The 21851-nt window shown below is 61.8% G+C and carries 27 protein-coding genes; 3 read left to right on the top strand and 24 right to left on the bottom strand.

Annotated features, from left to right (window positions below; genetic code table 11):
* Positions 1 to 2: 2 nt before the first annotated feature.
* From ACYQ00_RS14180 to ACYQ00_RS14295, 24 genes are all read right to left on the bottom strand, one after another.
* Positions 3 to 1013: a YfaP family protein gene (locus tag ACYQ00_RS14180; RefSeq protein WP_460032787.1), complete on the bottom strand. Its 1011-nt coding sequence runs from the start codon at positions 1011 to 1013 to the stop codon at positions 3 to 5.
* The gene (locus tag ACYQ00_RS14185) at positions 1010 to 1318 is read right to left on the bottom strand and encodes a hypothetical protein (protein ID WP_020886740.1); all 309 of its coding nucleotides are present in this window, start codon (positions 1316 to 1318) and stop codon (positions 1010 to 1012) included. Before ACYQ00_RS14185 ends, ACYQ00_RS14180 begins: the two co-directional genes overlap by 4 nt.
* Positions 1319 to 1328: 10 nt before the next feature.
* Positions 1329 to 1592 carry a PAAR domain-containing protein gene (locus ACYQ00_RS14190; RefSeq protein WP_011366988.1) on the bottom strand — a complete coding sequence of 88 codons (264 nt, stop codon included), beginning with the start codon at positions 1590 to 1592 and terminating at the stop codon, positions 1329 to 1331.
* The gene (locus ACYQ00_RS14195; RefSeq protein WP_015721232.1) at positions 1589 to 1963 is read right to left on the bottom strand and encodes a hypothetical protein; all 375 of its coding nucleotides are present in this window, start codon (positions 1961 to 1963) and stop codon (positions 1589 to 1591) included. The genes ACYQ00_RS14190 and ACYQ00_RS14195 overlap by 4 nt, the downstream gene beginning before the upstream one ends.
* A gap of 12 nt (positions 1964 to 1975) precedes the next feature.
* Positions 1976 to 3025 carry a phage baseplate assembly protein V gene (locus ACYQ00_RS14200; protein ID WP_460032788.1) on the bottom strand — a complete coding sequence of 350 codons (1050 nt, stop codon included), beginning with the start codon at positions 3023 to 3025 and terminating at the stop codon, positions 1976 to 1978.
* Complete coding sequence (locus tag ACYQ00_RS14205) at positions 3018 to 3437, bottom strand: DUF1353 domain-containing protein (RefSeq protein WP_460032789.1); 420 nt, start codon at positions 3435 to 3437, stop codon at positions 3018 to 3020. Before ACYQ00_RS14205 ends, ACYQ00_RS14200 begins: the two co-directional genes overlap by 8 nt.
* Positions 3434 to 3808, bottom strand: a complete 375-nt coding sequence (locus tag ACYQ00_RS14210) for a YcbK family protein (RefSeq protein WP_460032790.1) — start codon at positions 3806 to 3808, stop codon at positions 3434 to 3436. The genes ACYQ00_RS14205 and ACYQ00_RS14210 overlap by 4 nt, the downstream gene beginning before the upstream one ends.
* On the bottom strand, positions 3801 to 5084 hold the full coding sequence (locus ACYQ00_RS14215; RefSeq protein WP_460032791.1) for a phage late control D family protein: 1284 nt from the start codon (positions 5082 to 5084) through the stop codon (positions 3801 to 3803). Before ACYQ00_RS14215 ends, ACYQ00_RS14210 begins: the two co-directional genes overlap by 8 nt.
* A 66-nt stretch (positions 5085 to 5150) precedes the next feature.
* A complete protein-coding gene (locus ACYQ00_RS14220) occupies positions 5151 to 5441 on the bottom strand; it encodes a LysM peptidoglycan-binding domain-containing protein (protein ID WP_460032792.1) in 291 nt (96 codons plus the stop codon).
* Positions 5438 to 5908, bottom strand: coding sequence for a CIS tube protein (locus ACYQ00_RS14225; RefSeq protein WP_460032793.1), 471 nt, complete (start codon positions 5906 to 5908; stop codon positions 5438 to 5440). Before ACYQ00_RS14225 ends, ACYQ00_RS14220 begins: the two co-directional genes overlap by 4 nt.
* Positions 5909 to 5911: 3 nt before the next feature.
* On the bottom strand, positions 5912 to 6223 hold the full coding sequence (locus ACYQ00_RS14230; RefSeq protein ID WP_460032794.1) for a DUF7768 domain-containing protein: 312 nt from the start codon (positions 6221 to 6223) through the stop codon (positions 5912 to 5914).
* Positions 6224 to 6231: 8 nt separating this feature from the next.
* Complete coding sequence (locus ACYQ00_RS14235) at positions 6232 to 9867, bottom strand: phage tail tape measure protein (protein ID WP_460032795.1); 3636 nt, start codon at positions 9865 to 9867, stop codon at positions 6232 to 6234.
* 143 nt (positions 9868 to 10010) lie between these two features.
* Positions 10011 to 10688 (bottom strand): T4 family baseplate hub assembly chaperone, encoded by a 678-nt coding sequence (locus ACYQ00_RS14240; RefSeq protein WP_460032796.1) that lies wholly within the window; start codon positions 10686 to 10688, stop codon positions 10011 to 10013.
* A gap of 15 nt (positions 10689 to 10703) precedes the next feature.
* Positions 10704 to 11150 (bottom strand): phage tail protein, encoded by a 447-nt coding sequence (locus tag ACYQ00_RS14245; RefSeq protein WP_225940361.1) that lies wholly within the window; start codon positions 11148 to 11150, stop codon positions 10704 to 10706.
* A gap of 30 nt (positions 11151 to 11180) precedes the next feature.
* A complete protein-coding gene (locus ACYQ00_RS14250) occupies positions 11181 to 12710 on the bottom strand; it encodes a phage tail sheath C-terminal domain-containing protein (protein ID WP_205228829.1) in 1530 nt (509 codons plus the stop codon).
* Positions 12711 to 12712: 2 nt separating this feature from the next.
* A complete protein-coding gene (locus ACYQ00_RS14255; protein WP_205228830.1) occupies positions 12713 to 12970 on the bottom strand; it encodes a hypothetical protein in 258 nt (85 codons plus the stop codon).
* Positions 12971 to 12982: 12 nt separating this feature from the next.
* Positions 12983 to 13531 (bottom strand): hypothetical protein, encoded by a 549-nt coding sequence (locus tag ACYQ00_RS14260; protein ID WP_199263728.1) that lies wholly within the window; start codon positions 13529 to 13531, stop codon positions 12983 to 12985.
* A gap of 59 nt (positions 13532 to 13590) precedes the next feature.
* Positions 13591 to 14076 (bottom strand): phage virion morphogenesis protein, encoded by a 486-nt coding sequence (locus tag ACYQ00_RS14265; RefSeq protein ID WP_460032797.1) that lies wholly within the window; start codon positions 14074 to 14076, stop codon positions 13591 to 13593.
* Positions 14066 to 14425 carry a hypothetical protein gene (locus ACYQ00_RS14270; RefSeq protein WP_011366972.1) on the bottom strand — a complete coding sequence of 120 codons (360 nt, stop codon included), beginning with the start codon at positions 14423 to 14425 and terminating at the stop codon, positions 14066 to 14068. The genes ACYQ00_RS14265 and ACYQ00_RS14270 overlap by 11 nt, the downstream gene beginning before the upstream one ends.
* A complete protein-coding gene (locus tag ACYQ00_RS14275) occupies positions 14412 to 14876 on the bottom strand; it encodes a hypothetical protein (RefSeq protein ID WP_423946454.1) in 465 nt (154 codons plus the stop codon). Before ACYQ00_RS14275 ends, ACYQ00_RS14270 begins: the two co-directional genes overlap by 14 nt.
* Positions 14863 to 15222, bottom strand: a complete 360-nt coding sequence (locus ACYQ00_RS14280; protein ID WP_013258624.1) for a hypothetical protein — start codon at positions 15220 to 15222, stop codon at positions 14863 to 14865. The genes ACYQ00_RS14275 and ACYQ00_RS14280 overlap by 14 nt, the downstream gene beginning before the upstream one ends.
* Positions 15223 to 15241: 19 nt before the next feature.
* Positions 15242 to 16105, bottom strand: coding sequence for an HK97-fold major capsid protein (locus tag ACYQ00_RS14285; RefSeq protein ID WP_460032798.1), 864 nt, complete (start codon positions 16103 to 16105; stop codon positions 15242 to 15244).
* An 18-nt stretch (positions 16106 to 16123) separates the two neighbouring features.
* A complete protein-coding gene (locus ACYQ00_RS14290) occupies positions 16124 to 16486 on the bottom strand; it encodes a hypothetical protein (protein WP_013219066.1) in 363 nt (120 codons plus the stop codon).
* A gap of 12 nt (positions 16487 to 16498) precedes the next feature.
* Positions 16499 to 18907 carry a DNA adenine methylase gene (locus ACYQ00_RS14295; RefSeq protein WP_205228836.1) on the bottom strand — a complete coding sequence of 803 codons (2409 nt, stop codon included), beginning with the start codon at positions 18905 to 18907 and terminating at the stop codon, positions 16499 to 16501.
* Between the two features lie 228 nt (positions 18908 to 19135).
* Here ACYQ00_RS14295 and ACYQ00_RS14300 point away from each other — a divergent pair, with 228 nt between their 5' ends.
* From ACYQ00_RS14300 to ACYQ00_RS14310, 3 genes are read left to right on the top strand one after another with little or no spacing between them, the layout of a single operon-like run.
* A complete protein-coding gene (locus tag ACYQ00_RS14300; RefSeq protein WP_205228837.1) occupies positions 19136 to 19345 on the top strand; it encodes a helix-turn-helix domain-containing protein in 210 nt (69 codons plus the stop codon).
* A 21-nt stretch (positions 19346 to 19366) separates the two neighbouring features.
* Positions 19367 to 21106: an Eco57I restriction-modification methylase domain-containing protein gene (locus ACYQ00_RS14305; protein WP_205228838.1), complete on the top strand. Its 1740-nt coding sequence runs from the start codon at positions 19367 to 19369 to the stop codon at positions 21104 to 21106.
* A 2-nt stretch (positions 21107 to 21108) separates the two neighbouring features.
* Complete coding sequence (locus tag ACYQ00_RS14310; protein ID WP_205228839.1) at positions 21109 to 21849, top strand: PaeR7I family type II restriction endonuclease; 741 nt, start codon at positions 21109 to 21111, stop codon at positions 21847 to 21849.
* Positions 21850 to 21851: the final 2 nt, after the last annotated feature.

Raw genomic sequence — 21851 nt, forward strand, 5'->3', positions numbered from 1 at the left:
CACTACATGCCGACGTTGGCGGGTTGGGATTGATAGCTCATGGCGTTGACCGGCGTCACTGTCCCGGTCGCACCGTCTATTTCGAACACGGTCCAGACCGTGCCCGGGGCGTTGGGAACGGTGAAGGTCTGCTCACGGCCATCGCTCAGGAACACCTTCACCGATGCTCCCGACTGCGCCAGGCCGGTGCTCGGATTGGCGTTGCGGTTGGTGTAGTCGTGGACCGCGTAGCGGTAGACGCCGGGGATGAGCCGATGGATGGTGATGGTCTCCGGCCCGTAGGAACTGGTGTCGTCCACGTCCAATTCCGCCGCCTCGTTTTCGATGGTGTGGGAATAGAACACATGGAAGCGACCGCCCGATGGCGTCGGTCCGGTGAGATGGGAATCGAGATCGCGGGGGTTGAGCCCCCACTGCAACACGATGCGGGCGACCTGGCCGTCGAGCTCGGGCGAGAGAACGATCTGGATGTCGCCGGAGGTGTTGGGGTCGGCGTTCACCCAGCCGTGCCAGGCGATGTATCCCGGCGCGGTGACCTCCACATAATAGAACCCTTCGGGCACGGATAGTTCGAACCCGCCATAGGCGTTGGCGAAGGTCTGGAACGCCGCCGGGCCGGTTTCCGAGCGGCGGAATTCGATCAGCGCGTTGCCGACGCCGCTGGTGTTGAGGGCGTTGACCACCATGCCGCTGAGGAAAACCGATGCTCCGCTGGCAAAGTCCGGGTGGTCGGCGAACCAGGACGGATCGCGGACCTCCACCAGAACATGGCGGAGGCTGTCCCGGGCCGAAGACCGCCAAACCATGAGCACGGCGTTGCCGATGGTCCAGCCGCAGCGAATGACGCCATCCTGCCCGATCTCCGCGACCTCCGGATTGCTGGAGGCAAAAACCGGGGCGTCCACGTCGCCGCGCAGGGAGAGCGGAATCCGTTGCTCGGACTCGCCAGCGGAGAGCCGGATGGAGCGAGGCTGAACCTCCCAGTGGCTATAGTCTGGCGGGGTATCCGTCATGAAGGGACCTCCACCGGTGCGGAGACGCCGCCGCCATAGACCTCGACCTGGACGTGCCGCAGGCTGAGCCGCTCGGGCGAATCCCAGACCAGGATCATGGCCGCTCCGGGAACGAAGCCGCACTCGACATTGCCGTCCTCATCGACACTGGCCACGTCGGGATTGGACGATTCGAACACAGGCGCTTCGGGCAGACCCCGGATCGAGAGCGGAATACGCTGGACGAATGGGGATCGCGAGACCCGGATCAGTTTCGGGAAGACATCCCAGTAGTGCGGTTCCTGCGGCTGTTCGAGATTGTTCATGGCGGCCCCCTCAGTTGTCGATGGTGTCGGGACTGCCGGTGACGATGATGGCTCCGCAGGCGGTGATGTCGCCGATGCGGGCGTTGGGCAATCCTTCGGTGATGGTGTCGAAGCTGCCGGTCACGATGGGCGTCACGCCATGCCCCGGAATGGGACAGACGTGCAGATCCCCCATGCGGGCCACCGGCATGCCGTTGTCCAGCGTCCGACTGGCCCCGGTGATGATGACGCCGCCGTGACTGCTGATGTCGCCGAGCCGCGCCTGGGAGCTCATGGGTTCACCTTCAGCAGCAGATGGATCAGAAAGCCGACGAGTCCGCCGATGGTGCTGCCGATGGTCAACACCAGGCCGACGATCTTCCACATGGTCTCGGTCCCCATCTTGGAGCCGACCCGGGCGTGCAACCGGTCGATCTCCTCGGCGTGCCGGTGCAGATCGGAATAGATCGAGCGGACCAGCACCTCGACGTTTTCCTTGTCCGATTTCTTCTCGATTTCACGCTCGATCTTCTCGAGGCGGTCCTGGATTTCCCGGCGGTGACTTTCGAGGATGCTGCGGAATTCCTCCCGCCAATGATCGAAGGTCCGGGCCAGCAATTCCTCGCTGGCCGAAAGTCCGGAGGGCGTTGTTGTTCTTTCTCCCATGCGATGCTTCCTTCAGGTGTTGATCAAGACGGTGTTCGTCGAGCGAATGATGATGTTTCCGGCCACCCCATCCATGAACACGAGGCTGCCGGACTTGTCGGTGGCGCTGATGCTCTCCTGGCCGGGCGCGGCGTTCATGCGCACCACCTGACCGGCCTTGTCGGTCAGCCGGATCTGTTCGGCGGCGGCGGTGGAATCGACGAGGATTTCCTGGGTGCCGTTGAGTCCCCAGATGTGAACCTTCTCCCGACCCTTGGTGGTATCGATGAGGATCTTCTGCCAGCGGGAGCGGCCCTTGTCGCACGAGAGGATGTGGACCTTCTCCTTGTCCTGCCAGGCTTCGAGGATCACCTGCTGGCGGCAGAGGTCGGTGAGCTGGATGCGGGCGCGGGAGCCGACGATCTGCGAGGCGATGTCGAGCTGGTCGCCTTTCTCGGCGTCCTTCGTGCCTCGGCGCAGAGCGTTGCCGCTCTGCATCTCCGGCTTCACCTTCCCTTCCATGGTGAGGATCTGTCCGGCGCGGTCGATGATCCGCAGCAGCTCGTCGCCGTCGCGGTCATCGGCCAGGATGGTGTGGCCGGTTTCGGTCTTGAGCAGGACCTTCAGTCGCGGGCAGTAATACGGCGGATGGCCGTGGTACTTCTTGTGTTCGAGATCGTCGTGCCGGTTGGCCTGATGCTCGATCTTGTCCTCGCAGTCATGACAGAAGGCGTTCGCGCAGGTGCGCTTCGATTCCTCGGGCTGCTCACCGGGATTGCTCTTGGCCAGCCAGACCCCAGTCCAGATCGGATGCTGGACGACCCCGCCCTCGAACTCGGCCCAGACCGAGGCTCCTTCCTCGGGGACCAGGAACATGCCGGTGTCGTCGTTGCCGCCGTAGGGAAAACAGGGCGTGGCCCATTCGGACCAGTTCTCCCGCCCGCTGCCGAGCACGGCGGGGATTTCCAGGCGGACCCGGCCGAGGCGTTCGGGGTCGTTGTTGTCGCGCACGAAGGCCCGGTACTTGCCGTACCAGCGGTTGCGGTAGCGCTCTTCGGATTGGCGGTCGCGGGTTTCAAGCATGCTCCGCCTCCCGCTTTCGACTGGCGTTCCAGGCCAGCCAGCCGCCCAGGCGAACCGCCCAATACATGATCTGGCGTTTCCACAGAGGCACTCCCAGGGCCGCCATCAGTTCGAGAAAGAGGCGGTCGGCCGCAAGCCGCGAGACCTTGCCGGTGTGGTAGAGGTAGTCGTGAACGACGGCCGCCGGGGAATATCTCCCCCAGGGCGGCACCACGCGCCAGAACAGGCGCGGCACCGAGGCGAAGTCGGTCTCGAACCCGGCGGGCACTTCGATGATGCGGCCAGCGCCGGTACGGACACGAAACGGCTGAGTCAGCCTGGCGGTCATTCCATTGGGCAGGATCTCCACCCGAAGCGGCCCGGAGATACCCTGCGCGGTGCCGGAAAACAGGGTCTTGGTTTCGGCGCTCATGACCGCCACCTCGCCTTGCCCGACTGGCGCACATCGAGATGGACCCAGGAGGCATAGACACCGATGCCGCCCTCGCGGAAGAGCGGAATTTCCTCGGCGATGACCGCCAGTTCCTCGGGCGAAACGCCTGCGGGACAGCTCACGTCGGCCGCCATGCCCAGCGTGTGGAAACTCTGCTCCGCGCCGCCCACGGTTTTGTTGTGCCGGTTGCACCGGAAGCCGCTGGTGATGGACAGCGGTTTGCCGATGCGGTCACGCAACGCCTGCAGGGCCTCGACCAGGTCGGGATGGACCGCAGCCGAATGGCCGCAGCAGTTCTTGCCCTTGCAGGCGAATTCCGAACGGTTGAAATTCTTACTGAGATCACCCATTGCCGCCTCCTTGTGTGACCGCGCCGGAATCCGCGTCGATGGTCACCATGGCTGGCGGCTCGTTTTGCGGCGTGGGCGGGGCCTCCTTGTCATTGGGTTTGCCCTGGGACTCGGCGGACTTGTCGCCCGCGCCCTTGCCGAGGGCGTTCTTCTTGAGTTTGAGTTCGCAGAGATAGCCAGCGCCGCTGATGCTGTGGCGCACCGAGTGGCAGTAATAGATGCCGGAAAACTTCCGTCCCACGCCCTTGATCTCGACGTTTTTCTTGGCGCGTAGCTGGGGAATGCCGATGGTGGCCGCGTCCGCCTCGACCTGGCGCAGCTCGGCCTCGCGGAATTTGCCTTCGGCGCTGTCCTGGGCGGGCTCCTGGCGTGGCTCTTCGTGAAAGCCTTCGGAACGGTCGAAGCTGGGCACGATCTGCCCCGTCTCCTGTTCCTTGAAGCTGCCTTCGCCGGTGTTGCCGTCGACCAGATAGGTCTGCTTGCCCAGGGCCGTCCGCTCGGGCGTGGTGGCGTTGTTGGCCTTGTGCTCGACCACGTCCTTCTTGCGCGGGTCGATACCGACCGTCTTGGTCTCGACACCCGCGCCCTTGGCTCCCTGGGATTGGGTGCTGGGGCGGAACGAGCGCAGCAGGCCCTTGGTGTCGGTGAAATATTCGAGGGTCAGAAGCGGCGTCTGGTCGAGCTCGCGGGGATGGAAATGGAGTTCGTCGTCCTGGATGTAGAAGACATAGCCGCTCACGCCGTCGCCATCGCGGTCACGGGCCTTTTCCGCCAGCTCCTTGAGGAACTGGGCGTCCGAGATGTTGCTCTGGGTGACGCGGAGATGTGTTCCCTTGGTTGCCGTGACCACCGGGGTGAGGCCGTTGGCGGCGGCGATCTGTTCGGCGATTTCCGAATAGAGGATGCCGGGAGCGGGTTTTTGCCAGACCTTCTGGTTCTCCTTGCCCGCGAGTTTGAAGCCCTTGTCGTAGGCCTTGATGCGGATGGTCGGATCGCCGTTTTCCGGGAAGTCGTAATCGATGTCCTTGATGACCGCCTTCTTGCGCGGGGAGAGGTTCCCCACGTAGCCGAAGCGGGCCACGATCTCGTTGCCTTCCTGGAACAGCGGATCGTCGACGAACTGCAGGTTGCGGTCGGTCACCGACAGTTCGAGGACATCCAACTCCTCCTCGTTGTCGGTGAAAACGAACGAGGTGATCTCCTGGGTGATGTCCTTCGAGAGGTCTTGCCCCTCGATCTGAATCAGAAATGTCGGCTTGAAGGTATCCAGATCCATGCGTATCTCCGGCGGTTCGCAGTTCCCTGCTTACTTACCGGAAGGCATGGCGAGGTGTCGGACGCTTCAGTCGAGCAGGCGCATCTGGACGTTTTCGCGGGAGGGAATGCGCAGCGCCAGACCCGGCTCGAGCGCCAACGGGAAAAAGAGGTCGTTGTAGTCGCAGATGATCCACCAGAGCCGGGCGTCGCCCAGATAGCGGTGCGCGAGCAGATCCAGACGGTCGCCCTCGACCACGGTGTGCAGGCGGTCGTCGTGTCTGGGGGTGGTGTCGATGCGCTGGCGCATGCCGAGGGAGGTGCCGTCGCTGTCCCGGTAGAGAACGCAGCGGGCGTAGCGGGAATCGCGGCCGATCATGAGCGCACCTCCGACCAGTTGATGGAACGATCCACATATTCCTCGAGGACGATGTCCACCTCGGCGAGTTGCGGCAGCAGGTTGTCCCGGTCGAACAGGCCGAAGAAACGTGCCTTTACCTGCCGGACGATGCAGGTCACGCCAGGGTAGAGATCGCCGAAAATCAGCAGCACACGGTGCGGCGCGTTCTTGAGCATGGTTCCGGCGTGTTCCGGATATTGCAGCGAGCGGAGCCAGTCGACCTTCTGCTTCACCGGCCCCTTGAACAGCTCGACCTTAAAGGCGATCCGGCGCGGCTCCCCGGCGACGTACTGGTAGCGCGGGTGGCTCATGCCGGGGATTTTGATCGTCGCGTAGTCGGTCGACTTTTCGTCGCTGATGGAGTTGGGGTTGTACTGGAATTCGAGCCGCTCCCCCGTGTCGGCGTCCACCAGATATCCCTTGATGGGCTGTTGATCCCAGGCCATTGTTTACACCTCGGCGATCTCGATGATCGGCTTGCCCAGTTGCTCTGCATGGTCGAGTTCCTGCCGCATGCCGCTGGAAATGCCGTTGCCGGTGAACGCCCACACCTCGTCGCAACATTCCATGTAAGCCAGGCCGCAGGCGATGCCCGTCTCCCGCTGCTCGGAAATGCTGTCATCGGTAAAGGTTGGATACAGCAGGTGCGGCGCGAACGGCGCGTGACCGTTTCTCATGACCCGACGGCAAAGCGCCTCGGCTACCTTGACGTTTTGGGCTATGTCGCCCGCGAACGGGCTGCAGACAAAGATGCGTTTCATCGGTCCTCTCACAGGGTTTCGTAGTTTCTGATCTTCCGTTCGCGAAGATCCTTGTAGACCGCCTCGGCCACCTTCCGGCCATCGATGTTGGTGGTCACGCTCAGTTCCACCGGGCGGTCGGCCAGACCATCGAGGCGCGAGAGCAGCGATTCCAGAAGCTCGCGCAGACCCGGACCAACTTCCTCTCCCCGCATGGGTGTCGATGGAGCGGTGCGAGCCGGAGTAATCAACCGTTCGGAAGGCACCGTCTCGGTGAGTCCCGATTGCAGTGGCTTCGCAATCGGAGTCGGCGCGGCCGTCTTGGGCCGTTCAATCCCGGCTGGAACTGGCGAAACACTTCCAATTTCCGGTGCCGGTTCCACGGCGAACGGCTGGATATAGCTCTTACTTACCGGCTCGACGGCCGCTGCGACGATCTGCACGGTACCGTTCATCGGTTGCGGGGGTGGCGCGGCCGTGGCCATGACCGGCTGGAGCATCAGCATGGCGCTCAGGGCCTTGGGCACCAGGCGCTCGTCCAGACGCGGCACAAGACTGAGCACGCTTTCGATGATGCGTTGCCCAATCGATTCGTCGGGTGGCGCGGTTTTGAATGGTTGCTTCTGCTCGGCCACCTGCGGAATCGGGGTCTGGACTCCCAGCATGGCGCGAGCGGAGGAGAGCAAACCGTTGGCGATCCCGGCGCTGCGATCTTTGATCGCCTGAATGCCCGCGCTCGCGACGCTGGAAAGCCTCTGCCAGAGGGATTGCCCCTCGGTACCGGCACTGGCAAAGATTCGGCCCACAGCCCCGGGGACGGCCGACAGCGTGGCAACGATCCGGTCGCGGAGATTGACGGCTCCCGTGGCCAGCGCGTCCCAGGTATTGGCTTGGGGCGGTTTGATCGCCAGCTCGGGCGTGTCGCCAAACAGGGATTGTTTGAGACCTCCGAAAATGGTACCAGCCTTGGCCGCGACGGTTTGAGCGCCGGAGGTCAACCCGTCCCAGAGTTTTCCGGCCATGCGGAAGGGAGCCGAGGCGGCGTCCATGAGGTTGCCGCCCGCCGTTTTGATCTGCTGCCACGCTCCCGCAGCGGCCGAGAGAATTCCGCGAGCGGCGAAGCCGAACACTTTCGCGGGCAGCGTCTGGGTAAGGCTCATGCCGTCGGCGAGGGTCTTGAGCAGCGCGGAACCGGAGGCGGTCAGGCTGGAGAGTGGTCCCTCGCGGGCATCGGAGAACGGCAGCAGATTGCGCAGCTTGCCCAGGGCGTTCTTGAGCATGGTGAAGGGATAGGTCACCGCCGACCAGATCCCTTCGCCAAGGGTGATCAGCAGCTTTTTGCCCGCCTCGAAGAAGGTGGTGTCCCCGGCGAAGAAGGAGCGCACGGTGGCAAACATCTCCCGCAGAGTGCTGATGATCGGCAGATTCAGAATCGCCTGGCCGATCTGTCCGGCGGCGTCGGCCACCAGGCGTCCGATGGAGGTGAAGATGCCGGAAATGAAATTCCAGACCCCGACCACCACATCCCGCGCCCAGCGGAACGGGGTGGCAAGAAAGTCGTAGACCGCGCCGCCAATGGCCTTGAGACCGTCCAGCAGGGAGATGTCGCCGGTCAGCACCTGCCAGACCGCATAGACGATCTTCCCGGCGGCCATAAATGCCTCGCCGATCATGCGCAAGGGCAACAGGAACTTGTAGATGAACTTGGTTGCTCCGACCAGGGACCCGACGATGACCTTGCCGACCCAGACCACGCTGCGCACCACCACCGCCAGGGCTCGGACGATGAGCGACAGGTTCCAGGCCACGATCTTCAGCGCGAATGCCAGCCCCTGCAGAAGCACACCGGCGACGGTGCCGATAACCGTGCCGAAGGTGCGCCAGGACGACCCGTCGGTGGCGCTGGCGGCAACGCCGAAGATCTCCACCACCGAAAAGACCGCGCTGGCCAGCGCCGCATAGGCACTCATCAGGGTGCGGACGGTGGGTTCGAGGATGGCGCGGATGCGGCCAAAGGCATGGGAGAACGCGGCCCACAATCCGGCCAGGGCCTCACGAACGCGGTAATAGGCTTTGAAGACGGTGACCACGAAGTCCATCAGTCCGGCGGATTCGAGCTTCTGGGCCAGTTCGGCCGACATCTGCCCGACGCCGCCGCTGAGCGAACCCACCAGCTCTCTGATCCCCCGGAACACCAGCGAGACCTTGTTCCAGGCACCGGTGATGATTTCCTGGATGCCGCCGAAGTTGGTTTCCCAGGCGCGTTTAAGCAGATACACCGAGAGGATCACGCCCGCGATGGTCGCGGTGACGGGCAGAAAATAGGTCGCGACCGCCGAACCCACCCCGGCGAGCGCGGCGCTGATGGCCACGAACCCGGCCTTGATGGCGGGAAGCATGAGTCCCACCATGCCTACGGCGGCGGTGACGGCTCCGGCCACGACCAGAATGGTGCCGAGGGCCATGGACAGTCCCAGGACCACCCGGGTCACGCCCGGCATCGATTTGGCCATGCGTTGCAGGAACAGAATGAAGCGGGAGACGCCGTTGATCACCGGCGTGACCACCGGTAGCAGAGTGCGTCCCAGGATTTCGCTGAGGTTGGCCACCTGCTGGCGCAGGAGCAGGAACCGGGCTCCGATGTCCTGGTTCATGGCGTCGGCCATCTGTTCGGTGACCGCCGTGCCGGTTTTCATGGCTCGGCCCACCGACTGGATATTGCCTTCGAGGCTCTCCATGCCCGCCGACATCTGCAGCAGGAACTTGACCGCCTCGTCGGAGCCGAAGGCCTTCTTCAGCTTCACCTGGGCGGCGGCGTTGGAGAGATCGGGGAACTGGCGCTTGATCTCCTGCAGAATGGGAACCACGCCCTTGAGACGGCCGCTAGTGTCGGTGAAGGACAGCCCCAGCTCGTCACCGGCCTCGGCCGCCTTCATGATGAACGCCTTGTACAGCGTGCCAGCCTCTGAGCCGGGCATGGTGGTCTGGAGCTGACCGAGCACGGCGAGCTGCTCGTTCAGGGGAATATTGCTCGCCGCCGCCACCGCGCCGATGTTCTTGATGGCGTCGGCCATCTGGGTGCCGTTGGTCTTGAACGAGGCCACGGTCTGCGCCATGGCTCCGGAAAAGGCGGTCGCCCATTCCATGTCGTTCATGTCGGCCATGATGGGCTTGAAGATCCCGTAGGCCGTGGTGAAGGTGCCGACCATCTCCTGGGTGGTGGCCTTGGTCGCCTTGGCGGTCATGGCGGCCATGGAGGTGAAGACGCCCACCGCCTCGTCGCTGAGGTTGGACAGGGCCGATTTCACATCGTAGGTGGCAGTGATGAACGCCGCCTTGTCAGCACCGGACCACTGGTTGGTGAAGGATTCTGCGGCGTCCTCGATGGCCCGGAGGTCCTGCACGCCGAGGGACGCCAGCTCGCCCAGAGCCTTCTGGGTCGCGGCGGTGGAGGCGACCAGGGCGGCGGGCACTGCCATCAGGGCCAGTCCCGCCCCGAGCATCATGGTGCCTTGCTGGATGCGGTCCAGGTTGCGGGTCATCCGCTCGCTGGCATCCGCCACGGTGGAATCGAGGTCCATCATGGAGCCACGGATGCGCTGCGCGTTCTGCGAGAACGCATCCTTCATCGATACCACTATGCCCAGTCCGAGATCGCCGTTCATCTATCGCCGTTCCGTTTGCTCACGTTCAAAATCAAGCTGCCGCTCGAGGGCCTCGACGAACTGACGCCGGACTCTGAGCGGCAGCGAGCGGGTTTCCGACCAGCCCCAGTGCAGTCCGCCGTAAGCGAGAAAGAATGCGTCGCTTACAAGCGAACTCCGGGGAACAAAAAAGCCGGTTCTGCCTCCAGACGGGTGCGGATCTTGGTGCCGCAGCCATCGCATTCGGTTTCGACCGAGGTGTCGATTCCCGCGTCGACCCGCGACATCTCCTGTCGCAGCGCGTTGCGGTCACGCATCGACATTTCCGCCAGGCTCTTCTTGGAGGGAGCCTTGCCGTCGATGTCGAGGATACGGATGAGCATGGCCGAGCTGATGTTGGGCTCGCGCAGGCTGGCCAAACGTTTTTCCTTGTGGCCGTCGAGATATCCGAAGCGCACGGTTTTCTTCGAGCCGGGAAGCTTGAAGGCGAACTCGCGCTCCTCGCCGTAGGGGGTGACCTTGAGATCCTCGAGATTGATGGTCACGAAGTTGGTCATGCGGCAGGCGCTGTTCGGGCAGCTCAGCTCCAGCTCCACCTCGTCCCCCAGGGAAATCTGGCGCAGGCGGACCAGGGCGAACAGCCGGTCACCCGAGAGCAGGTTCATCACCTCGGAAAGATCGGGGGCGGTCTTCTCGCCCAGCCGGACGAAACAGTTGCGGAGCACCTGGTTGATCGCCTCTCCGGAGCGGATCAGACGCTGGTTGGTGAGCAGTTCTTCCTCAGCCCCGGTCATTTCCCGGAGCTCGAGTTCAGTGCCGCTTGGCAGTTCAAAGCTGTACATGGTCGATCCTCCGGTTTAGGTCCAGTATTGGAAGCAGATAGTGAGCTTCTCGATGGTGTTCTCGGTGTTCCCGCCCTCGAGCTCGTCGTATTCGAGCGCCTTCACCCAGGCCCCGTGCAGGGTCCAACGGCGGGTCTCGTTGCCGGTGCGGTCGTAACGGACAACGTCGATGTCGCGCATGTAGTCGGCCGGAAGGCCGCCGGTGACGGCGTTCACGTCCACCTGTTTCTTGATCCATTCGCGGGCCGCCTCGTCGGAGCCGTCCTGCAGGTTGCCTTTCTCGAGGGTGATGTCCTCGAACTTGACCCGGCCCGCCACCTTCTGGTCGAACATCGAACCAGCCGGGGCAAAGGCCACTTCCTCGAATTCGGTTTTGGGCTCCTGTCCCTTGTGGAACAGGGCCACGTCGAAGCCGTTTACCTCGATGGCGAACTGCCAGTTCTGGTAAAGGCTCTTGGGCATGTTTCCGCTTCTCATAGCCGTGTTCTCCCGTTAGATGATTTCTTTGAAGTCCGCGCCGGTGCTGGTCAGGATGAAGTTCAGCTCGATGAACTCCGCCGTCTTGGTCGGCTTGACGAACACGCGGGCCACCATTTCGTTGCGGTCGATGACCGCCGGGGTGTTGGTCTCCTCGTCGCACTGGAAAGCGAAGTCGTAGAGGCCACCCTTGTCCTTGATGTCCTGCAGGAAGGGGTTGATCAGGCGACCGAGGGCACGCCAGGTCTGGGGATGGTTCGGCTCGAACACCACGAAGCGGGAGGATTCCGAGATGGCTTCCTCCATGTACATCATCAGGCGGCGCACGTTGATGCGGTCCACGGCCGAGGGCTGGCTTTGCAGTGTCTTCTGGCCCCAGATGTTGATGCCGGTGTCGGGGAACACGGCGATGACGTTGACCCCTTCCGGATAGAGCACATCGCGCTCGCCACGGCTGGTCTTGTAGGCCAGGGAGAGCGTGTTGAAGATGCGGCCCCGGTCGATACCGGCGGGCGCGTTCCAGACGTTGGTCTTCTGGTCGCTGCGGGCGATGCAGCCCGCCACCGCGCCGCAGGGCGGCACCAGCTTCTTGCGCGAGTTGACCGGATCGCTGATCTCCAGCCAGGGGTAGTAGAGCGCCGCGTAGGAGGAGTTGAAGGCCGCGTGGCTGTACATCCCTTGTCCCTTGCGGAAGTCGACCGCTTCGAGCGGCTCCAGATGCATGGGCGTGTCGGCGATGAACAGCAGATCCTTGCGCCCTTCGGCATAGGCGATTCCGGCGTTGATTACCGGCACTGTGGTGACGCCGGGAACCAGCAGCAGGTTCAGGGCGTCGATCTCGTCAAAGCCATAGAGGCCGGTATGCTGCGAGGGATCGCCGATGAAATCGGCATCGGCCAGGTCGGTCAGCCCGTTGTCGCCGCCGGTGAGCGTGAACACGCCCAATGCCGGACGGTCGCTGGGCGTTCCCGACGCTGCTGCCATATCCTGGACCAGGATGAAATCCGAACGGTCGTTGATTGCCAGCTCCACATGATTCGGCAGCGTCTCGTCCATGCTCAGATCCTTGAATACCTCGACCACATCGCCTTTATGCCGAACCACCAGGTTGAAATGGTTGGCTGGGTCAAGGGAGCCATCCTCGATGGAAACGGAGAGCCGGTCCCCCCAGACGCCTTCGTTCACGGCCTCGATCCGCAGGGCGTCGGCGGGCGTCGCCTCCCGGTTCTGCAGCACGATGGAAGATTTGAGCGCCGTCAGGGTGTCCCGGTCGGTGGAGTCGGTGAGATGGGAGATGCGGGTGACGTAGAGGACCGATCCGCCGTTGTCGAAAAACGCCCGTGCGGCGTAGGCCAGATAGCTCTCGTTGATATAGGAGCCGAAACGGTTGATGAACTGCTCCCAGCTCGTCACCAGCACGGGCTTGTTGATCGGGCCTTTTTCGGCCACCCCGACCATGGCGGCCGACGAAGTCGAGATCTGCTTCACATAGAAACTGAAATCCGTTTCCCGGGTGTAAATCCCGGGCGATAGATAGGTCGGCATGGTTATTTCCTCCGCTTGCTGGTGGTCTTGGCCTCATCGGTTCCGGCGTCCTCGGTCGCCGTGGGCCTTTCCGGCTCCGGTTCCGCGCCGCCGGTCAGGTCGGTGATGCGCACCAGTCCGCGTTTTCCGGCGGTCTGGATCTCGGCGGAGAGGTCCTTGCGGGCGATGCTCTTGCGCTCTCGCGGTCCGAGGTGGAGGGTTCCCTGGCCGGAGAGGTTGAACGTCAGGGGTTGGAACTGCAGGTTTCTGATCTCGATCACGGTTGTTCTCCTTTACGGTTGAATGGTTCGTTGCTCTGTCACGTCGCCGTGAAACTGGAAGGTCCGGTCCCGGATCAGCCGACCGTCGCGCAGGTCGCCGTCGTACACCGGGCAGGATTCGATGCGGATGCGTCCGGAGCTCTGCCGGAGATTGGAGAGGTTCACCCGGGTCAGACCGCCCAGAGGAACCAGTTCGGTGAGGTTCAGGCTGCCCTGGTCGGCGATGGCGATCTCCGGGTGAAGCTGGAGGAACCGCGATACCGACTCGTGAAACCCGAGCAGTTCGGCCTCCCGGTCCACGGTCACCACCAGGTCGAAATCGAGGTGATAGAGCCGGGGAAACCGGCACTCCTCGAAACTCAGCTCCGCGACATTCTTCTCGAACAGGCGGCTCTGGCTGCGGCGGAAACGGTCTTCCGCCAGCTTCGGCCCCTGGAGGATGACGCTGGGGGTACGCTGGACCTCGAACAGGTCATCCGGGAACACCAGCACGGTGTCCGGGTGGATGGCCTGCTTGGCCAGGCGGATCAGTGTTTCTGTGACGGTCTGTATCGTGCTCAAGGGACGCCTCCGTTTTCTGCCTGGTTACTTACCGGAAGCGCTGGCGATGTGTCGGAGGATCAAAGCGCGGAGCGGATCGCCTCGCGATAGTTCTGGAGGATCTGTTCGCGGTACTTCTCCATCACCGGATGCAGAAAGGGTCTTGCGGGGATGATGATGGTCGCGCCGTTCGGATGGTTGATGGTGGCCCCGTACTCCATGACGGCACCGATGTTCACCATGTCTTCCCCGTCCTTGTTGACGGTGCCGCGCAGCAGGCCGACGAACGCCTTGTCGGCCATGATCTTCTGGGTGATGGCGTTGACGAGAAAGCCGGTGTCGATGAGCGCCTTGCTGGAGCCTTTGCGCTCGATGGTGCTTGCGGCGAGTTTCACGAAGGCCTGTCCGCCCGGGGCCTGCGAGCGAATCCCCCGCTGGATCTCGCGCACCAGAAAAAGGGCGTTGCGGATCGTGGCCTGACGCAGGGCCGTGGCCAGGCGCGGCCCCATGCCGGTGGTCAGCTTGGCGCGGGCCTTGTCCCAGTCACCGGTTCGCCTAACGCCCATTGAGCTTCACCAGTTGCAGGTTCTTATGGGTGACGGTGCCGAAGAAGTGTTCTTCTTCCACACTCTGTATGCGATAGGTTTCCCTGTCTGAGGCCAGGCGGTCTTCACCCCGGACATCGGCATCCGGAAGGACACAGGCAAGCGCGTCGATCTTGCCGCTCAGCTCCTCCGGCGGGGTTTCGTTCAGTTCGAGGGGGATGACGGAGATTTCCGTGTATTCGGCATCGTCGGTGCCGTAGAGCCGCTCGCCGGGAACCACGCGCAGGACGCGTGCTGTCTGGCCCGAGGAGAGGATCAGCCGGGCGACGTCGGCCACGGCTTCGGCGCGTTCCCGGTCATTCAACAACATCGAGATCGATCCCTTGTTCGTAGATGACCGGCGTAAGGCCGCTCGGGGTCAGGATGTAGGCTTCCTGATCGAGCTGGGTGTCCGGACGCAGCTCGGTGAGCCGCTGGCGGTAGTCGGCGAGCAGATCGGCCTCGAGCTTGGCCCAGTGGCCGGGCTGGCCGGTTTTGTCCACCCGCTTGTCGCCGCTGGAAAAGGAGAAGGCGTTGGCGGTGGCCGAACGCATGACCTGGCAGGCGTGGATCTGCGCCATGATCACCAAAAGCTCGCGGACCTCGCCGGTGGGATCGGGGGTAATCTCTCCGGCCGTAATCGTCAGCGATTGGTCGAGGTCACGGCTGACACGGAAAACGGCCTTCCGGACGCATCTCTCCAGAGTCTGGTCCTCGAAGAGAGATGCGCCCGGATCGGACAGGTCGAGCCGCAGGTCGGCGATCAGGTCACTCAGCAGCACCTTGCAGGCCCTCCAGACGGCTCTTGAGCGCGTCGATCACCGTGCGGCGTTTTTCGGTGTCCATGTAGCCTTTGAGGGTCTCCGGATTGGCCTCCTCGTTGACCCTGGAGATGGCGTCGGTGGCGGAGAGTTTGCTCAGGTCCACCGGTTCCGCGTCCTGGTCGGGTTCTGGAGGGGCGAGCGGTTCCTGCTTCGGTTTGTCGGCCATGGCCAGGCGGCCATTCTTGAGCGCCGCCTGGATCTGCTTGGTGAGGCGTTCCACCTCGACCACCTGACCGGGCTTGAGTTTCAGCCCGGCGTCGGGGATCACCAGAACGCCGGGACGGATGTTCTTGATTCGATTCATCTCACGTCACCTCCTAAGATTACGGAACCAGTTTGACTTTGGCCATGATGTCGGGGCGGGTAATGCCCTGGCCGATCTCGGACCACACCAGCCAGCCGGTCTTGAAGCGGGTCTTCTGGTCGATGGACTCCGTCTTCAGGTTTTCGCGCACCGGCATCTTCCCGACCTCTTCATCCGGGACGATGATGATCTCGTCCAGCGGCATGGAGGCGGTCAGCAGAATGCCGCCGGTGCCGTAGTTCTTGATGACACCCTTCTGGCGCAGCTCGAGCTTGGTCTGGGGATCGAGGTTCCAGCCGCGCATGTCGTTGAACCGACGGCCACGCATGACGACGTACTTCACCGACAGCTCCAGGTCCTCGATGATCGAGATGGCCTCGTTCAGTGCCTCCTCGGTGAGCAGGTCGCCGGTAACCTCGATGATGTTGGTCGCCGGGATGGCCGAGGAGAGCACCGAGATGGTGCGGCGATCCATCTCCTTGCGGATGGCGTCGGCGGCGCTGGTCTGGATGTCCATCAGCGTGCCGATGTTGCCGTTCTTGAGAACGGAAACGTCCACCATCGGGTTGGAGTGGATGCGGTTGGTGGGGAACTCGACCTCGTCCTTGCCCACCTCCTGCTCCTGGGCGTCGCCGTCCTTGCTGATCCAGTGGGCCTTGACGGTCGGTTTCTTCTGATAGACCGGACGTTCGCCCTTGGGCAGCGTGTGCTTGGTGAGCAGCAGCGAGGAGATCTCCTTGCGCTTGATCTCCTGTTCGATGGGCGCGGCGATGGCGGCGGCAAGCGCCCGCATGCCTTCGGGCGACTCGAGAGCCTCGCTCATGAGCCGCGCCATGGTTTCCATGTATTCCTGGGAATGGATCTTCAACTGATTGGTTTTCATGTGCGTTGGCTCCTTGGGTTAGACGAGCAGGCGGAATTTGAGGACGCCGCTCTGTACGGAAATGGCGTGGGCGACGACGTGCTCTCCGGCCGCGACACCGTTGGTCAGGCGACCGCCCGCTGAAACTTTCAGGTCGTCTCCGGCGACGACGGTCCCTTCGAAGGCGTCGGTCTCGTAGACACCGCCGTCACAGTAGATGCCGGGCATTTCGCCACCGGCGTAGTCCTTGATCAGGATGCCGAAGGAGCGCTTGGTGGGATCGGTGTTGACGGCGAACAGGTCGTCGCCGACCACGCGGACCACCTGGCCGAGTTGGCCGTCGCCCTGGATGTGGCCGTCGCCATAGGCGAGGCTGCGGTGACACGGATTGATGAATGACATGGTGTTTCCTCCTTATGCGTTGATTTCCGAGTGTTCGGGAGAGTCCTCGCCGACACGGTTGCGGTAAGCGGCCATGAACCCGTCGCGCAGGCGGTCCTCGAGCGATACCTTGCGGTCGTCCACATCGTGGGGCCGGACACCGGCGTCGCTGCGCAGCGGGGTTTCCGTCGATGCCTTGGCGGCGGGCTTGCCGCCCTGGTCGCTGTCGGTGGGTTTCTCTTCCTTGTCCTTGTCAGCTTTGGCCGATTTGGGCAGGCGTTCGTAAGCGGCCTCGGTGGCGGCGAAGGCTTCGTCGGACAGTTCGGCCAGGCGTTTCAGTTCGGCTTCCCGGTCCTCCTCGGAAGCGAAAGAGAGTCCCTGCTTTTCCAGCCGGGTGAGCAGCTTCTTGGCCCGGGAGCGGCAGGCGACCGCCTTTTGTTCGGCTTCCAGTTCCTGGACTCGTTTCTGCAGCTCGGCCACCTGGGCTTTGAGCTGCCGGTTTTCCTTTTCCAGGTCGGAAACGCGGGCAGGATCGCCTTCCTGCTGGGCCGGTTTCTTCTTGGCCGCGTCAGATTCAGTCTTGGCGGCCGGTTCATCGGTAGGTTTGGTTTTGTCTTCCATCGTGAAATCTCCTTCGGGTTGGGATTGGTCGGGCTGGCTCTGAAGGGACGCCACCTGCAGAATCCTGGCGTTCTCGTCCGCGCCTTTGCGGTCGAGCAGTCCCAGTCCGGTGAAAGTGACGCCGTGCAGAATCTCGAAAACGGGTTGGCCGTTGAAATCACGGCCCTTGAATTTGCGCAGGTGTGTGCAGTAGTCGGCCTTGTTCTGGAAGCGCTTGTGGCAGACCGAACATTCGCCTTCCTGGTAGTCGCACTCCATGGAGACTTGGGAGATGATCCCGCGCTTCATCAGCTTGTAGGCCAGCCGGGCGGCCGGGGTGTCGTGGACGTACAGCTCGCCGACGCATTCCACGCGGCCGCCGTTGTCGTCCTCCAGGTAGTCGGCGGCGACGATGCCACCGACGATGTCGTTGAACTCCTGCGAATGCTGCAGATCGACCTTCTTGTTCACGGCCGTCATGTGCCGACCGGACAACTCCTCAGCGGTGAAGTGGTCGCCGTTCTTGTTGGTCCCGGTGCGGCAGAGCACGAAGCTGAACTGAGGGTCGCCCGCCGAGCCGACATCCATGGCCTCGGTCGCGAGGCGTTCGCCTTCACCCAGCCGGATGTCCACGGGAATGCTGGTGTGAAAGTTCGCTGCGGCGGCCATCGGAACGGGTTTCTCCTCCCGCTCGGCGCTGGCCTTGGCCCCGGGAGCGCAGACGAACAGACGCTCCTTGGCATTGGAAGCCTCGCCGTGCTTGGAGGTGATGGCGTAGTGGTGATCCTTGGACTTCATCCGGCTCTGTTTGCCGAAGGAGCCGATGATCCGCTTCATCTCCTGCTCGTTGGGATAGGCGTGATCGCGGTAGGAGATCAGCCAGTTCGGGATGTGTTTGGCGTTGCCGAGAAAGGTCTGGAAGAACTCGCTGGCGTTGGCCTTGGTGACGGTCTTGTGGTCGGTCTCGTAGTACTTGACCTTGGTGTCGGCCTTGATTTCGAGCCCTTCCCAATAGGTCATGAGCCCCTCCACGAAGTGGTAGGCCCGCTCGTAGTTGGTGGTCGAAAACTCGGTGGCGTAAGGCGGGTCGAAGTAGGCCAGATCCGCCTTGGCTTTCGGCAGCAGGTCGTTGATGTCCTGCCGGTGCGCCTTGTTCTCCTTGTCGTTGTCGAAGACCAGGGCGTTGATGCGCTGCAGGTTCTTGCGCAGACGATCCTTGAACTCGTCGGGGGTGTCCTGGCGGCGGCCATAATCGGTGGACGACGAGAAGTGGCCGAAGCCGCCCTTGCCGCTCATGCAGGTTTTGCCGAGGCCGAACAGGGCGATGTCTTTCTTGAAGCCGGAGAGCTTGTCGCAGTTGGCGCGGATGGTGTCGATCAGCGCATGGACGCCCTTGGCGAAGAAAATGCCCTTGAAGTTGTCCTGGACGAAGCTGCCCGCCTTGGCGTTGTCGGCCAGAAGCGCTTCGATCTCGTCCTCGCTCAGGCGAACCGAGTTGTTCTCGATGATCGCCTTGGCGGCATGGTGGCAGTAGCGGAGCCGGTCGTTGGCGATGACCTGCAGGCCCTTGGTCTTGTACATGTAGGCCACGACCGCAGATCCCGAAAAGGCGTCCAGCACCGTGCCAGTGCCTTCCGGGGTATGCTTCCAGATCCAGTCGACGAGCTTCTGCTTACTGCCGATGTAGTTGGTGATGTACTTGGGGCGCTTCTCGGGAGGGAGCTCTTCAGGAGCGGGCTGTTCGGCGGCCTCGGTCCCGAGCGCATCGGGATCGAGAGTCAGCGCCGCATCGGCCTCCAGTAGAAACGCCAGCCTTTCCAGGTCTGTGGCGAACAGTTCCATCAACGTCTCCGGTCAGTTTGCTGTGCTCTCCGCGACCTGCGGGGAGCGTTCAGCGGTTACTTACCGGAAGCGTCGGCGATGTGTCGGAGGGTGACGGTGAATTTCAGCGGGCGGAGTCCGGCCGGGAATTTCCTGGAAGTCGCCGAGATTTGGCTTGAAAGTCGGTCTGCTATTCGTTATCTTGTGTTATCATGTTTTATTACGGAATCCAAAGAAGCGGTGACTGACATGGAACCACAAGACAAATGGCTGACTATCGAAGAGCTTTCCGGCTATCTGAAGATGAGCCGCAGCAAGCTCTATCAGATGGCGCAGAAAGGCGAGCTGCCCGGTTCCAAGATCGGAACCCAGTGGCGGTTTGATCGGGACGAGGTTGACGACTGGATGAAAAGCCTTCGACAGACGGCACCGCAAAAGGCATCGGCCAACAATGGATAGCCACAATAAAGAGGGATTCCCATGCCGAGCCTGATACAGCCAACATTATTCGACCTACTTGATGTTCCGGCCTTTCCGAGACCTGCGGCGGTCACGAACGCGATTGAAACACTGGCTTCAAACAGTGGCATCGAGGCGCGAGGGGCAATCTTTACGCGCATCGAGGTCGTTGATTTTATTCTCGACCTGGTTGGCTACGTCGCCGATGAGCCATTGCACCACCTTCGCATTCTGGAGCCCTCTTTTGGCGAAGGCGATTTCCTTCTTCCGATTATTGAACGACTCCTTTCTGCGTGGCGGGAAAATGGCGGGAATGTTTCTTCCGCTGGCGTTGAATTGGGAGAAGCCATTCGTGGCGTGGAGCTGCACAGGGAAACCTTTGTCTCAACACGCAAGATTGTCGTCAACCGCCTTATCAAGGAGGGGATTTCGGCATCCGTGGCTTCAGAGCTCGCCGACCAATGGCTGATTCAGGGGGACTTCCTTCTTGAGCGGCAAAGCGCCCGCTTTGATTTCGTTGTCGGTAATCCGCCATATGTCCGGCAAGAGCTGATTCCAGCGCCGTTGTTGTCTGAATACCGTCGCCGCTATCAGACGATGTATGACCGCGCCGACCTCTACATTCCCTTCATCGAACATTCGCTGTCACTTCTCGACAAAGGCGGAACTCTTGGTTTTATCTGCGCCGACCGCTGGATGAAAAACCGCTATGGCGGTCCATTGCGGGAGTTCATAGCAAGAGGTTTCCATCTCAAAGCCTATGTCGATATGGTGGATACCAACGCCTTTCATTCCGAAGTCAGTGCCTATCCCGCGATCACCGTCATTGAGAAGACGAAAGCAGGCGCAACCCGGATTGCCCACAGGCCCAAGATTGAGAAAAAGGCGTTATCTGCTGTTGCCGCAGAAATCAGGTCTGAAGCCCTGTCCAAAGACTCATCTGTCCGGGAAATGGTTGGAGTGGCAAGTGGTTCGGAACCTTGGCTTTTGGAATCATCGGATCAAATGTCGCTGATTCGACGTATCGAAAGCCACTTTCCCGCACTAGAACATGCTGGCTGTAAGGTCGGAATTGGTGTGGCCACTGGCGCTGATAAGGCGTTCATCGGGGATTTCGAATCTCTTGACGTCGAGCCCGACCGAAAACTTCCTCTTGTGGCGACCCGTGACATTCAATCCGGTGAAGTCGTCTGGCAAGGTCAAGGAGTTATCAATCCGTTCGCAGATGACGGCGGCCTTGTCGATTTGCGGGATTATCCCAAATTGGGCAGCTACCTTGAAGAGCGCAAGGCGGTCATTGCAAAGCGCCACTGTGCCCAGAAAGCACCGTCAAATTGGTATCGGACGATTGACCGGATATGGCCGGAGCTCACCAGTAAACCAAAGTTGCTGATACCGGATATCAAAGGCGAGGCTCATATCGTTTTTGAGCCCGGCAAACTCTATCCGCACCACAATCTTTACTATGTAATCTCGGATACCTGGGATTTGCGGGCATTGCAGGCGGTGTTGCTCTCCAGCATCGCCAAGCTCTTTGTGGCAACCTACTCGACGAAAATGCGCGGAGGCTACTTTCGCTTTCAGGCTCAGTACCTGCGGCGCATCCGTATCCCATTCTGGCAGGACGTATCCGAGAATCTCCGGAGGGAATTGATCCATGCCGCGACCTTCCGCGATCTTGACGCCTGTAACAGAGCGGTTTTCAAACTTTACAAACTGAACCAAGAAGAACGATCCGCTCTTGGCGGCAATGGAGAATAACAATGGCAATTGATCTTGTGGATTACGAGCGCAAGGCTCATGAAGCTGTGCAGGCGTTTTGGGGAAACCGGGAAGCCGCCAGGCAGAAGCAAATTGAATCGGGCAAGGCCGACCAGGGCGAACGCGCAGGCGTGACCGCTGGCAAAAATATGGATGGGTTCATTGCTTTGATACTCGATATCATTCGAGCCAATGGACTCGCCCATGCCGACATCCATCAGAAACGCGCCGTCCTGACGCTGCCCGGTTTCTTTCGGCCAACCAAACTCTGGGATCTGCTGGTCATCCACAAGGGTGAACTGATCGCGGCTATCGAACTGAAAAGCCAGGTCGGACCTTCCTTCGGCAACAACTTCAACAACCGGACGGAAGAGTCCATCGGCACAGCCCATGATTTATGGACAGCATACCGAGAAGGGGCATTCGGCAAACAGCCCCGCCCATTTGTAGGCTGGCTGATGCTGGTTGAGGACGCGCCCGAATCCCGGTCTCCGGTCAAGGACAACTCGCCTCATTTTCCCGTGTTCGAGGAATTCAAGGGCGCATCCTATCTCCAGCGGTACGATTTGCTGTGCCAGAAGTTGACTCAGGAACAGCTCTACACAACCGCTTCGGTAATCGCCTCTCCGCGAACAGCCGCTGACAGCGGTGATTTTTCCTCGTTGTCATCAATGACCAGTCTCAAGACCTTCGTCTCCTCTCTTGCCGGGCACATCGCAGGCGAAGCGGCAAGACTTGAGTAGTT

The sequence above is a fragment of the Megalodesulfovibrio paquesii genome (genome assembly GCF_054653055.1).